The 12,733-nt window shown below is 71.1% G+C and carries 10 protein-coding genes; all 10 read right to left on the bottom strand.

What is annotated here, in order from left to right:
• Positions 1–72: 72 nt before the first annotated feature.
• The 10 genes from AB0F13_RS20010 to AB0F13_RS19965 all read right to left on the bottom strand — a co-directional run bounded on the left by AB0F13_RS20010 (position 73) and on the right by AB0F13_RS19965 (position 12,660).
• Positions 73–2,007 carry a TIGR03960 family B12-binding radical SAM protein gene (locus AB0F13_RS20010; protein ID WP_362083699.1) on the bottom strand — a complete coding sequence of 645 codons (1,935 nt, stop codon included), beginning with the start codon at positions 2,005–2,007 and terminating at the stop codon, positions 73–75.
• Between the two features lie 71 nt (positions 2,008–2,078).
• Positions 2,079–3,626 (bottom strand): CYTH and CHAD domain-containing protein, encoded by a 1,548-nt coding sequence (locus AB0F13_RS20005; protein ID WP_362083696.1) that lies wholly within the window; start codon positions 3,624–3,626, stop codon positions 2,079–2,081.
• 52 nt (positions 3,627–3,678) lie between these two features.
• Positions 3,679–4,878, bottom strand: a complete 1,200-nt coding sequence (gene rodA, locus AB0F13_RS20000) for a rod shape-determining protein RodA (protein ID WP_362083693.1) — start codon at positions 4,876–4,878, stop codon at positions 3,679–3,681.
• Complete coding sequence (gene mrdA / locus AB0F13_RS19995) at positions 4,875–7,076, bottom strand: penicillin-binding protein 2 (RefSeq protein ID WP_362083690.1); 2,202 nt, start codon at positions 7,074–7,076, stop codon at positions 4,875–4,877. Before mrdA ends, rodA begins: the two co-directional genes overlap by 4 nt.
• On the bottom strand, positions 7,073–7,777 hold the full coding sequence (gene mreD / locus AB0F13_RS19990) for a rod shape-determining protein MreD (protein ID WP_362083688.1): 705 nt from the start codon (positions 7,775–7,777) through the stop codon (positions 7,073–7,075). Before mreD ends, mrdA begins: the two co-directional genes overlap by 4 nt.
• Before the next feature lie 2 nt (positions 7,778–7,779).
• On the bottom strand, positions 7,780–8,712 hold the full coding sequence (mreC, locus tag AB0F13_RS19985; protein ID WP_362083685.1) for a rod shape-determining protein MreC: 933 nt from the start codon (positions 8,710–8,712) through the stop codon (positions 7,780–7,782).
• Positions 8,713–8,858: 146 nt separating this feature from the next.
• Complete coding sequence (locus AB0F13_RS19980; protein WP_004950903.1) at positions 8,859–9,878, bottom strand: rod shape-determining protein; 1,020 nt, start codon at positions 9,876–9,878, stop codon at positions 8,859–8,861.
• Between the two features lie 285 nt (positions 9,879–10,163).
• Positions 10,164–10,577 carry a nucleoside-diphosphate kinase gene (gene ndk, locus AB0F13_RS19975; RefSeq protein WP_362083682.1) on the bottom strand — a complete coding sequence of 138 codons (414 nt, stop codon included), beginning with the start codon at positions 10,575–10,577 and terminating at the stop codon, positions 10,164–10,166.
• Between the two features lie 189 nt (positions 10,578–10,766).
• A complete protein-coding gene (locus tag AB0F13_RS19970) occupies positions 10,767–11,114 on the bottom strand; it encodes a DUF4233 domain-containing protein (protein WP_362083679.1) in 348 nt (115 codons plus the stop codon).
• 1 nt (position 11,115) lies between these two features.
• Positions 11,116–12,660, bottom strand: coding sequence for a folylpolyglutamate synthase/dihydrofolate synthase family protein (locus tag AB0F13_RS19965; RefSeq protein WP_362083677.1), 1,545 nt, complete (start codon positions 12,658–12,660; stop codon positions 11,116–11,118).
• Positions 12,661–12,733 lie beyond the last annotated feature (73 nt).

Here is a 12,733-nt window from a genome sequence, read left to right as displayed (position 1 = left end):
TCATTCTGCTACCTAGAGTACGTGCAACGAGGGCCCTACCAATCCGGCAGGGCCCTCGCTCGAATGCGCTTACTACTTCACGACCGACAGGGGAAGCAGCTTCTTGCCCGTCGGGCCGATCTGAATCGAGGTGTCCATCTGCGGGCAGACGCCGCAGTCGAAGCACGGGGTCCAGCGGCAGTCCTCGACCTCGGTCTCGTCGAGGGCGTCCTGCCAGTCCTCCCAGAGCCAGTCCTTGTCCAGGCCCGAGTCCAGGTGGTCCCAGGGCAGGACCTCCTCGTACGTACGCTCGCGCGTCGTGTACCAGGCGACGTCCACGCCCTGCTCCGGCAGCGCCCGCTCGGCGCCCTTCATCCAGCGGTCGTAGCTGAAGTGCTCACGCCAGCCGTCGAAGCGGCCGCCGTCCTCGTAGACCGCACGGATGACGGCACCCACGCGGCGGTCGCCGCGCGAGAGCAGGCCCTCGATGATGCCGGGCTTGCCGTCGTGGTAGCGGAAGCCGATCGAACGGCCGTACTTCTTGTCGCCGCGGATCTTGTCGCGCAGCTTCTCCAGGCGGGCGTCGGTCTCCTCGGCGGAGAGCTGCGGGGCCCACTGGAACGGGGTGTGCGGCTTGGGCACGAAGCCACCGATGGAGACGGTGCAGCGGATGTCGTTCTGCCCGGAGACCTTGCGGCCCTCGGCGATGACGTTGACCGCCATGTCACCGATCTGGAGGACGTCCTCGTCGGTCTCGGTCGGCAGACCGCACATGAAGTAGAGCTTCACCTGACGCCAGCCGTTGCCGTACGCGGTGGAGACCGTACGGATGAGGTCCTCTTCCGAGACCATCTTGTTGATGACCTTGCGCATGCGCTCGGAACCGCCCTCGGGGGCGAACGTCAGACCGGAGCGGCGGCCGTTGCGGGTCAGCTCGTTGGCGAGGTCGACGTTGAACGCGTCCACGCGGGTCGAGGGCAGGGAGAGACCGATCTTGTCCTCTTCGTACCGGTCGGCCAGGCCCTTGGCGATGTCACCGATCTCGGTGTGGTCGGCGGAGGACAGCGACAGCAGGCCGACTTCCTCGAAGCCGGTGGCCTTGAGGCCCTTCTCCACCATCTCGCCGATGCCGGTGATGCTTCGCTCCCGCACGGGGCGCGTGATCATGCCGGCCTGGCAGAAACGGCAGCCGCGGGTGCAGCCGCGGAAGATCTCCACCGACATCCGCTCATGAACGGTCTCGGCGAGGGGGACGAGCGGCTGCTTGGGGTACGGCCATTCGTCGAGGTCCATGACGGTGTGCTTGGACACGCGCCACGGCACGCCCGACCGGTTGGGCACGACACGGGCGATACGGCCGTCGGCCAGGTACTCCACGTCGTAGAAGCGCGGGACGTACACGCCGCCGGTCTTCGCCAGGCGCAGCAGCAGCTCGTCGCGGCCGCCGGGGCGGCCCTCGGCCTTCCAGGCCCGGACGATCTCGGTGATCTCCAGGACGGCCTGCTCGCCGTCGCCGATGACCGCGCAGTCGATGAAGTCCGCGATGGGCTCGGGGTTGAACGCCGCGTGGCCGCCCGCGAGGACGACCGGGTCGTCGATGGTGCGGTCCTTGGACTCCAGCGGGATGCCTGCGAGGTCCAGGGCCGTGAGCATGTTGGTGTAGCCGAGCTCCGTGGAGAAGCTCAGGCCGAAGACGTCGAAGGCACCGACGGGCCGGTGGCCGTCCACGGTGAACTGCGGCACCTTGTGCTCGCGCATCAGCTCTTCGAGGTCCGGCCACACGCTGTACGTGCGCTCGGCGAGGACGCCCTCGCGCTCGTTGAGGACCTCGTAAAGGATCATGACGCCCTGGTTGGGCAGCCCGACCTCGTAGGCGTCCGGGTACATGAGCGCCCAGCGGACGTCGCAGGACTCCCACGGCTTGACCGTGGAGTTCAGCTCGCCACCGACGTACTGGATGGGCTTCTGTACATGCGGGAGGAGGGCTTCGAGACGCGGAAAGACCGACTCGACCGACTCGACAGGCATCAGGGAATGTCTCTCGTGAGCGGGCAGGGTGACCCTCAAGAGTAACGTGCCCGGAGGGTCGTCCCGACGTCTCAGATGGCCAGCCCCTCCCGCCACCGCTGGTCGGAGACCTTCTGCCACACGCCCGGCAGCTCGCGTTCGGCCCCGTCCGCCCGCTGCTCCTCGCGCCCGTACAGCAGCCCGAAGGTGAACGTGGACTCCCCCGCCCCGTCCGCCTGGGCGGCGATCGTGCGCAGGGCGCCCCGCACCATGATGCTGTCCTGGTGGTCGCCCAGCAGGCTCTGGACGGTCTTCATCTGCTGGGCGAACCGCTTCGCGGCCTTGCCCAGGCCCGGCACCGCCGCCTCCGCCGCGTACCGGGTGCGCTTGGCGGCCTTGCGGGCGTCGTGCAGGGCGACGTCGCGCCCGGGGCCCGGAGCCGCGGTGGCCAGGGCGTGTTCGACGCGGGCGGCCAGGCGGGCGTAGTCCCGCAGGACGGCCTTGGCGAGCACCGGGCCCGCGGCGCGGGACGCGGCGGTGCGCAGCGGCGGGTCGGCGAGGAGGGCGTCGAGGCTGTCGAGGAGGGAGAGGTAGCGCTCACCGTCGAGGACGGTGATCAGACGGCGACGGGACTCGATGCGGCTGCGGCTGTCCCGGATGCGCAGCCGGGCGCGCACGGGCCCGCGGACGAGTGTGCGGGGCAGCTCGTCGAGGTGGGCGTGCAGCCGTTCGGCGACGACCTCGCGGTCGCGGTCGGCGCCGAGTTCGCCGGCGAGCCACTTCAGTTCCTCGCCGAGCGGGTCGGTGACGCGGCGGTCGAGGACCTTTCCGTAGGTGCGGAAGGCGCTGCGCAGGCGTCGGATGGCGACGCGCATGCGATGGACACCGTCCTCGGTGCCGCGGCGGGCGGCGGGGTCGAGGGCGGCGACCGCTTCGACCTGTTCGCGCAGGAAGGCGAGGATGTGCTCGCCCGCGGTGGCCGTGCGGGGCAGGGGCCGTGCGGGCGGGCGCGGGGGCTGCGGGGTGCCCGTCTCGGCAAGGGCCCGTGCCAGCTTGCCCGGTGCCTTCGAGGGGCGCAGGCCCGCCTTGCGCAGATGGGGTTCGAGGGCGTCGAACAGTGCGGGGTCGGCGCCGTCGGCGAGCTCGATCTCGACCTCCGTCCAGCCGGCCGTGCCCCCGCCGCCGGTGAGGGACGTGGCGGTCACCGTGTCCGCGCAGGCCTCGGCGAGCAGGGTGCCCGCGTCGTCGAGGAGGTGGTGGATCTCCCGGCGCGAGGCGATCCGTACCAGCGGTGCCAGCGGGGCGTCGCGCGAGCGCGAGCGGACGAGCGCCGCCAGCGCGCGGGGCACGCCGGCCCCGAGGGGGGCGCGGATCTCGTCCCGTACCCCGGGGGCGACGGGCAGTTTCAGGTGCCAGCCGGCGTCGGTGCCGCCGGTGCGGCGGCGCAGGGTGATGCCGGCCGCGGCCAGGCGGCGGTCGGCGGTGTCGTAGTAGACGGCGTCGAGTTCGGCCGTCCCCCGGTCGGTGACGGCGGCCACGGGCGCGGCCCCGGTCAGGTCGGGGAGCAGGGCCGCGGCTGTGCGTCCGGCGCCGTCTCCGGCTTCGTACTTCCGCTCGATCTCTCGCACGGTGTCCGCCATGCCGCCGAATCTAGTCCGTGAACGGGCGCGACGGCAGACCCGCCGGCGGCGGCTAGGCGGACATCGGCCGCTGGGCCTTGATCGACTGGAGCAGCCCGACCGCTATCCAGGCGGCGAACATCGACGAGCCCCCGTAGGAGACGAACGGCAGCGGCAGGCCGGTGACGGGCATGATGCCCAGCGTCATGCCGATGTTCTCGAAGCTCTGGAAGGCGAACCAGGCGATGATCCCGGCGGCCACGATCGTCCCGTACAGCTCGGTGGTCTCGCGGGCGATCCGGCAGGCCCGCCACAGCACGACACCCAGCAGGAAGATGATCGCTCCGGCGCCGACGAAGCCGAGCTCCTCCCCGGCGACGGTGAAGATGAAGTCGGTCTGCTGCTCGGGCACGAACTGGCCGGTGGTCTGGGAGCCCTTGAAGAGGCCGGAGCCGGTGAGGCCGCCGGAGCCGATGGCGATGCGGGCCTGGTTGGTGTTGTAACCGACGCCGGCCGGGTCGAGGGCGGGGTTGGCGAAGGCGGCGAAGCGGTTGATCTGGTACTCGTCGAGGACGCCCAGCTGCCAGACCAGGACGCAGCCCAGGATGCCCGTTCCGAGCAGGCCGGCGATCCAGCGGTTGGACGCGCCGGAGGACAGGAGCACGGCGAGCACGATCACGACGAGCACCATGACGGAGCCGAGGTCCGGCATCAGCAGGATGACCACGATCGGCAGCGCGGCGAGCGCGAGGGCCTCCATGACGGTGCGGTGGTCGGGCTGGCGCCGGTCGCCGGCGTCGACCTTGCCGGCCAGCAGCATCGCCATCCCCAGCGTGATGGTGATCTTCGTGAACTCGGAGGGCTGGATGGAGAAGCCGCCGCCGAGCTGGATCCACGAGCGGGCGCCGTTGATGGTCGCGCCGAGCGGGGTGAGGACGGCGAGGGTGAAGAGCACGGAGATGCCGTACAGGATGGGCACGGCGCCGCGCAGCGCCCGGTGGCCGAGCCAGACCGCGCCGAGGGCGAGGGCGAGCCCGATGCCGGTGTTGAGGAGGTTGCGCAGCAGGAAGTAGTACGGGTCGCCCTGGTTGAGCTCGGTGCGGTTGCGGGTGGCGGAGTAGACGAGCAGGGTGCCGATGCCGGACAGGGCCAGGGCCGCGAGCAGCATGACCCAGTCCAGGCGGCGCAGCACGGAGTCGCGGGCGGTGAGCCGGGACCAGGTGCCGCGCTCGGGGGTGAATCGGCGGACGCGGTAGCCGCCTGCGGTGCTCACCGGTCCTCGTCCTCCTTCCGGGACGGGGAGGGTGAGGGCGGGTCGGATGCCGCGTCGGGCGGTGCGCCCGACTCCGATGCGGACGCCGAGGGGGAGGGCGTCGGCGAGCTGATGGGCTGGGCCTCGATGGTGCCGTCCTTCTCGATCTTCGGCAGTCCGGCCTCGGGGTGCGGCAGCAGCGCCCTCTTCTGGTCGATCCTGCCCTTCTCGTCGGCGCCGTAGAGCGCGTCGTAGATCTTGCGGACGGCGGGGCCGGAGGCGCCGGAGCCGGTGCCGCCCTGAGAGATCGTCATGATGACGGTGTAGTCGGCGGTGTAGGTGGCGAACCACGAGGTGGTCTGCTTGCCGTAGACCTCGGCGGTGCCGGTCTTGGCGTGCATCGGGATCTGCTTCTGCGGCCAGCCCTGGAACCGCCAGGCGGCGGTGCCGCGGGTGGCGACGCCGGCGAGGGCGGCGTCGATCTGGTCGCGGGTCGCGCCGTCGAAGGGCAGCCTGCCGTGGGAGGTGGGCTTGATCTCCCGCACGCGCTTGCCGTCGTTGCTGACGACGGCCTTGCCGACGGTGGGGTTGTAGAGGGTGCCGCCGTTGCTGATGGCGGCGTAGATGGTGGCCATCTGGATGGGGGTGACGAGGGTGTCGCCCTGGCCGATGGAGTAGTTGACGGAGTCACCGGCGCGCATGCGCATGCCGGACTCGCAGTTCTCCTTGGCGATCTTCCCCGCGTAGCTGTCGTCCTTGTCGCCCTGATTGCACCAGGTGTCCTTGTTGGCCTCCCAGTACTTCTTCTTCCACTCGCGGTCGGGGATGCGGCCGCGGACCTCGTTGGGGAGGTCGATGCCGGTCTCCTTGGCGAGGCCGAACTGGTGGGCGGTCTTGTAGAACCAGTCCGCGGGGTTCTTGGGCTTGTTGCCGCCGTCCTTCTGCCACTGGCGGTAGGCCAGGTCGTAGAAGACGGTGTCGCAGGAGACCTCCAGCGCCCGGCCGAGGCTGATGGAGCCGTGGCTCTGGGACTCGAAGTTCTTGAAGACCTGGCCGCCGATGCTGTACGAGCTGGAGCAGTTGTAGCCGTCGTCGAAGCCGTACCCGGCGTTGACGGCGGCCGTGGTGGAGATGACCTTGAAGATGGAGCCGGGGGCGGCCTGGCCCTGGATGGCGCGGTTGAGGAGCGGGTAGTTCGAGTCCTTGCCGGTGAGTTCCCTGTAGTCCTCGGCGGAGATGCCGCCGACCCAGGCGTTGGGGTCGTAGGTCGGGTTGGAGGCCATGGCGACGACCCGGCCGGTCTTGGATTCCATCACCACGACGGCCCCGGCGTCGGCCTTGTAGGGGACGCCGGTGTTGCGGTCCGTCTCCTTGCGGGCGTCCTTCATCGCCTGGTCCAGTTCTCGTTCCGCTATGGCCTGCACGCGGGCGTCGATGCTCGTGACGACGTTGGCGCCGGGCTCGGCCTTGTCGCTCTTGGCCTTGCCGATGACGCGGCCGAGGTTGTCGACCTCGTAGCGGGTCACGCCGGCCTTGCCGCGCAGCTCGGCGTCGTACTGCCGCTCGAGCCCGGAGCGGCCGACCTGGTCGGAGCGCAGGAGCGGGGCGCGGGCGTCCTTGGCCTTGGTGATCTCCGCGTCGGTGACGGGCGAGAGGTAGCCGAGGACCTGCGCCGAGTTGGAGCCGCCGGGGCCGGCGTAGCGGCGTACGGCGGTGGGCTCGGCGGTGATGCCGGGGAAGTCCTCCTGGCGCTCACGGATCTGCAGGGCCTGCTGGGTGGTGGCCTCGTCGGTGATGGGGATGGGCTGGTAGGGCGAGCCGGCCCAGCAGGGCTTGGGGGTCTTGGCGTCGCACAGCCGCACCTTGGCGGAGACGTCCTCGGGCTTGAGGTTCAGGACACCGGCGAGGCGGGTCAGGACGGCCCTGCCCCTGTCCTTCATCTTCATCAGGTCGGTGCGGTTGGCGGAGACGACGAGCCGCGTCTCGTTGTCGGCGAGCGGCACACCGCGGGCGTCGAGGATCGAGCCACGGGTGGCAGGGGCGACGACCCGCTGGACGTGGTTGTCGGCGGCTTCGGCCGTGTACTGGTCGCCGTTGCGGATCTGCAGGTACCACAGGCGGCCGCCGAGGGTGAACAGCAGCGAGAACACGAGGATCTGGATGACGACGAGGCGGATCGTGATGCGCGAGGTCCGCCCGGTCTCGGGACGACCGGTCAAAGCCGCTTGACCCCCTTGAGCTTCTGCCTCCGCGCCGGCTTGGCGAGCAGGCTGTTCCGCTGGCTGCCGATGCGGCTCGAACGCCTGCCCAGCCGGCCCTTGCGGCTCATGCGGCCGAGGCGGAAGCTGCCTGCCGTCGTCCGCCGGTAGGCGGCCTCGCCGGTGCCGGCGGCGGCCGTGCCGTCGCCGGTGAGCGGGTCGCCGGCCGTGCGCCGGGCCGCGGCCATGATCAGCGGCACGGTGAAGGGCGCGAGCAGCAGGTCGTAGACCGCGGCGGTGACGACCAGGCCGCTCAGGCCGACGTGGCGGGCGGCGGTGTCGCCGACGAGGGAGCCGACGCCCGCGTAGAGCAGCGTGGAGGCGATCGCCGCGCCGACGACGGCGACCATGGGCATGGTGACCGAGCGGAGCTGGCCGCTGTCGGGTCTGGCGAGGCCGACGAGGTAGCCGATCAGGCACAGCACCAGGGCGTAGCGCCCGGTGGCGTGGTCGGCGGGGGGCGCGAGGTCGGCGAGGAGGCCCGCGCCGAAGCCGATGAGGGCGCCCGCGGTGTGTCCGTAGACGAGGGCGAGGCCGACGACGACGAGGAGCAGCAGGTCGGGCACGGCGCCGGGCAGGTGGAGGCGGGCGAAGACGCTCACCTGGACGACGAGGGCCACCACCACCAGCGCGGTCGAGAGCAGGATCCGGTTCAGGCGCATCGTCAGTCCTGGGGCTTGGCGCTCGGGGAGGGGGTGACGGTGACGGTCACGGTGGGGGTCGGCTTGGGTGCTTCGGGCTTGGGCGGCAGGACGGTGTCGCGGGGTTCCTCGCGGGGCGGCTGGACGACGACGCCGACGAGGTCGAGCTTGCTGAAGCCGACGAAGGGCCGCACCTGGAGGGTGCGGGTCAGGCCGCCGGCGGCGGGCTCGACGCGGGTGACCTCGCCGACGGGGACGCCGGGGACGAAGGGCTTGTCCCTGCTGGAGCCGAAGGTGACGAGGCGGTCGCCCTCGTGGACGACGGCCTTGCCGTTGAGGAGTTCGACGCGCAGGGAGCGGTCGCCCTGGCCGTTGGCGAAGCCGAGCTCGCCGGTCTTCTCCATGCGGGTGCCGACGGTGAACTTGGGGTCGCTGGCGAGCAGGACGGTGGCGGTCGAGGGGCCGACGGTGGTGACGCGGCCGACGAGGCCGTCGCCGTTGAGCACGGTCATGTCGCGCCGGACGCCGTCGTCGCTGCCGATGTCGACGGTGATGGTCCAGGAGAAGCCCTGTGCGGCTCCTATGGCGATGACCTGGGCGCCCTTGATGCCGTACTGGCCGCGGCCGGCGGTCTTGAGCATCTCGTCGAGCTCGCGGAGCCGGCCGCGGTTGCGGTCGTCGCTGCCGAGCCGCTGCTTGAGGGCGGTGTTCTCGCGCTCCAGCTCGGTGATGCGGTTGCTGCGGTCGCCCGAGTCGCGGACGGCGGCGACGGCGTCGCCGACCGGGTCGACGGCGGCGGCCACGCCCTCTTCCACCGGGCCGAAGGCCGAGGCGGCGGCGTGCCGCACACCGTCGAGGGGGGACTGCTCACCGCCGCGGATGTCGACCGTGATCAGCGCGAACGCGATCGCGATCAGCAGCACCAGCAGCAGCCGGCTCTCTCGTGTGTCCCTCACGTGCGGCGGCGGGCCCTTCTCGTCGGACCGCCGGGCCGCGGGTCCGGACGGTCATCGGGGAGCATTCTGCCTGTATATCAGTTTGTTCCGGCGCCGTCGGCACGCCGGGAAGCGGGCGGCGCCGCCCGGGGACGTGGCGCCGTCCGTCACCTGCGGGGCTGGGCGTCCAGGACCTGCTGGAGCGCCTCGAACTCCTCGACGCACTTGCCGGAGCCGAGGGCGACGGAGTCCAGCGGGTCCTCGGCGATGTGGATGGGCATGCCGGTCTCGCGGCGCAGGCGTTCGTCGAGCCCGCGCAGCAGGGCGCCGCCGCCGGTGAGGACGATGCCGCGGTCCATGACGTCGCCGGACAGCTCGGGCGGGCACTTGTCGAGGGTGGTCTTGACGGCGTCGACGATGGAGTTGACGGGCTCCTCGATCGCCTTGCGGACCTCGGCGGCGGAGATGACCACGGTCTTGGGCAGGCCGCTGACGAGGTCGCGGCCGCGGATCTCGGTGTGCTCGTCCTGTTCCAGGTCGTAGGCCGAACCAATGGTGATCTTGATCTGTTCGGCGGTGCGCTCACCGAGGAGGAGGCTGTACTCCTTCTTGATGTGCTGGATGATCGCGTTGTCGAGCTCGTCGCCGGCGACCCGGATGGACTGCGCGGTGACGATGCCGCCCAGGGAGATGACGGCGACCTCGGTGGTGCCGCCGCCGATGTCCACGACCATGTTGCCGGTGGCCTCGTGGACGGGCAGCCCCGAGCCGATGGCGGCCGCCATGGGCTCTTCGATGATGTGCACCTGGCGGGCGCCGGCCTGGGTGGAGGCCTCGATGACGGCGCGGCGCTCGACTCCGGTGATGCCGGAGGGCACGCAGACCACGACGCGCGGGCGGGCCATCCAGCGCCGCTTGTGGATTTTGAGGATGAAGTAACGGAGCATCCGCTCCGTGATCTCGAAGTCGGCGATGACGCCGTCCTTGAGCGGGCGCACCGCGACGATGTTGCCCGGGGTCCGGCCGATCATCTTCTTGGCCTCGGCACCGACCGCGAGGATCCCACCGGTGTTGGTATTGATCGCGACGACTGACGGCTCGTTGAGGACGATGCCGCGGCCTCTGACGTAAACCAGCGTGTTGGCGGTCCCGAGGTCGACAGCCATGTCACGGCCGATGAACGACATGTTGTTCCCCATGAGGATACGTCTGGCCTTCCCAGTTTGAGCGATTGCTTACTTGAGATCGGCAGGTGTGGTGCGCTGCGGGCGCGGAGGCTTCATCGTAGTCTCGCCCACTCGAACGCGGCGCGAGGGTTCCTCCGCCATTGTCGGCGGAACACGACCCGGCCCCAGTAATGGTGACGTCGTGTCGGAGTGAGAGGTTCCCCGGTTCGGCGCGGCATATGCCTGAGGGCGACCGAAAAGAAATCGGTCGCCCCTGATCAGAATGGGCGTTCGCCTGATGCAGTATCAGGCGAGGCCGGGAAAGAAAATCTTGATTTCCCGCTGTGCGGACTCCTCGGAGTCCGAGGCGTGGATGAGGTTCTCCCGCGTGATGGTCCCGAAATCGCCCCGGATGGAGCCGGGAGCGGCCGAAATGGGGTCGGTCGGACCGGCCAGCGCCCGTACGCCCTCGATGATGCGCTCGCCCTCGACGACCAGGGCCACGATCGGGCCGGAGGACATGAAGCCCATCAGCGGCTCGTAGAAGTCACGGCCGACGTGCTCGGCGTAGTGCTGCTCGAGGGTGGCACGGTCCAGGGTGCGCAGCTCCAGCGCAGCGATCGTCCAGCCGGCCTTGCGCTCGATGCGGCCGATGATCTCGCCCACCAAGCCCCGGCGGACGGCGTCGGGCTTGAGGAGGACGAGGGTGCGCTGGCTCATACTGCGGGCTCCTTGCAGGCAATCGGGTGTGGTGGGCCAGAGGGTACAGGGGTACGGCGAAGGAGCGTCACCCGGTCCGGGATCGCCGGCCGGGTGACGCGCGACCGCGTCAGGCGGCTCGCCGCCGCCCGCGCGGAGCCATGGCCGGGTGCCGGGCCGGTACAGCCACCGGGCACCGGCAACCGGGCCCTACGAGGCGTCGGCGGCGGCCGCGGCCGCGAAGCGGGCCCTGGCCTCGTCGACCTTGCGGCCGAAGTGGACCGAGGCCCACCACAGACCGGCGAAGACGACTCCGAGGATGAACATCATCGGCACGACCAGGCCGGCGGCGATCAGGCCGATCTGCAGCAGCCAGCCCAGCTGGACGCCGCCGGGCCGGGCGAGCATCCCGCACAGCAGCACGCTCAGCGCCATGGCGGTGCCGCTGACGGCCCAGACGGTGCCGGTGGACACGTCGGAGGTCTGCATGGCCACCAGGCCCGCGAAGCCGATGACGAAGAATTCACCGATCAGAGTGCTCGCGCACAGCGTCCGCATGTCAGCCCCTTCCCAGCAGCAGCCGGGCCTCGCCGACCGTGATCACGGAACCGGTCACCAGTACGCCGGCGCCGGCGTACTCGCTCTCCTCCTCCGCGAGGGTGATCGCGGCTTCGATGGCGTCGTCCAGGCGCGGCTCGACCTGCACGCGCTCGGAACCGAAGACCTCGACGGCCAGGGCCGCGAGCTCGTCCACGTCCATGGCCCGGGGGGTGGAGTTCCGGGTGACGACGACCTCGGCGAAGATCGGTTCGAAGGCTTCCAGCAGGCCTCGTACGTCCTTGTCGGCGCTGGTGCCGACGACGCCGACGAGGCGGCTGAAGCCGAAGGCCTCGGTGATGCCCTCGGCCGTGGCCCGCGCGCCGGCCGGGTTGTGGGCGGCGTCCAGCACCACGGTGGGGCTGCGGCGCACGACCTCCAGCCGCCCGGGCGAGGTGACCGAGGCGAAGGCGCGGCGGACGGTGTCGAGGTCGAGGGTGCGGGCGTGCTGCGAGCCGATGCCGAAGAACGCCTCGACCGCGGCCAGGGCGACGGCGGCGTTGTGCGCCTGGTGGGCCCCGTACAGCGGAAGGAAGACCTCCGCGTACTCCCCGCCCAGGCCGCGCAGCGTCAGCAGCTGGCCGCCGACCGCGACCTCGCGGGCGGTGACGCCGAACTCCATGCCCTCGCGGGCGACGGTGGCGTCCACCTCGACGGAGTGCTTGAGCAGGACCTGCGCCGCGTCCACCGGCTGCTGCGCCAGCACGACGGTGGCGTCGGGCTTGATGATCCCGGCCTTCTCCGTGGCAATGTCGCCGGGGGTGTTGCCGAGCCGGTCGGTGTGGTCGAGCGCGATGGGGGTGACCACGGCGACCGTGCCGTCGACCACGTTCGTCGCGTCCCACGTGCCGCCCATGCCGACCTCGACGACGGCCACGTCGACGGGGGCGTCCGCGAAGGCCGCGAAGGCCATGCCGGTGAGGACCTCGAAGAAGGAGAGGCGGTACTCCTCGCGCTCGTCGACCATCCGGACGTACGGCTCGATGTCGCGGTAGGTGTCGATGAAGCGCTCGGCGGCGATCGGGGCGCCGTCGAGGCTGATCCGCTCGGTGACGGACTGCACGTGCGGGCTGGTGTAGCGGCCGGTGCGCAGGTCGAAGGCGCCCAGGAGGGCCTCGATCATGCGGGCGGTGCTGGTCTTGCCGTTGGTGCCGGTGATGTGGATCGAGGGGTAGGCACGCTGAGGCTGGCCGAGGATGTCCATCAGGGCTTCCACGCGCACCAGCGACGGGTCCAGCTTGGTCTCGCCCCAGCGGCCCGCCAGCTCGGTCTCCACCTCGCGCAGCGCCCGGTCCACCTCGGGGTCCGCCGGCCGGGCCGGGACGCCGTCGCCCTGCGGGGGGCCGGACTGGGCCCGCAGGGTGCGGCTGCCGGCCTCGATCACGGCCAGGTCGGGGGTTGGGGTCTCGGCTTCGGCGATCTCGGTGAACCGGTCGTTCTCGCCGGGTTCGCCGCTTTCGCCGGATGCCGTTTCGCCGTTTTCGTCGTTCAGGGGGCGCTCGCTCACGCCGCCCAGTCTACGGACCGGGGGCGACGGGAGGGCCGGGGACCCGTCGGAGCCGGTGCACGGCAGCAGGAGC

The sequence above is a fragment of the Streptomyces sp. NPDC026206 genome, from assembly GCF_040638465.1.
Classification (GTDB): domain Bacteria; phylum Actinomycetota; class Actinomycetes; order Streptomycetales; family Streptomycetaceae; genus Streptomyces.
This window is presented reverse-complemented; position numbering and strand designations above follow the sequence as displayed.

Bases quoted from the DNA above. Each gene is read 5' to 3' on its own strand.
- AB0F13_RS20010 (WP_362083699.1), bottom strand. From the start codon at position 2,007: ATGCCTGTCGAGTCGGTCGAGTCGGTCTTTCCGCGTCTCGAAGCCCTC.
- AB0F13_RS20005 (WP_362083696.1), bottom strand. From the start codon at position 3,626: ATGGCGGACACCGTGCGAGAGATCGAGCGGAAGTACGAAGCCGGAGAC.
- mreD (WP_362083688.1), bottom strand. From the start codon at position 7,777: ATGCGCCTGAACCGGATCCTGCTCTCGACCGCGCTGGTGGTGGTGGCC.
- AB0F13_RS19980 (WP_004950903.1), bottom strand. From the start codon at position 9,878: ATGTCGTTCATCGGCCGTGACATGGCTGTCGACCTCGGGACCGCCAAC.
- ndk (WP_362083682.1), bottom strand. From the start codon at position 10,577: ATGAGCCAGCGCACCCTCGTCCTCCTCAAGCCCGACGCCGTCCGCCGG.
- AB0F13_RS19970 (WP_362083679.1), bottom strand. From the start codon at position 11,114: ATGCGGACGCTGTGCGCGAGCACTCTGATCGGTGAATTCTTCGTCATC.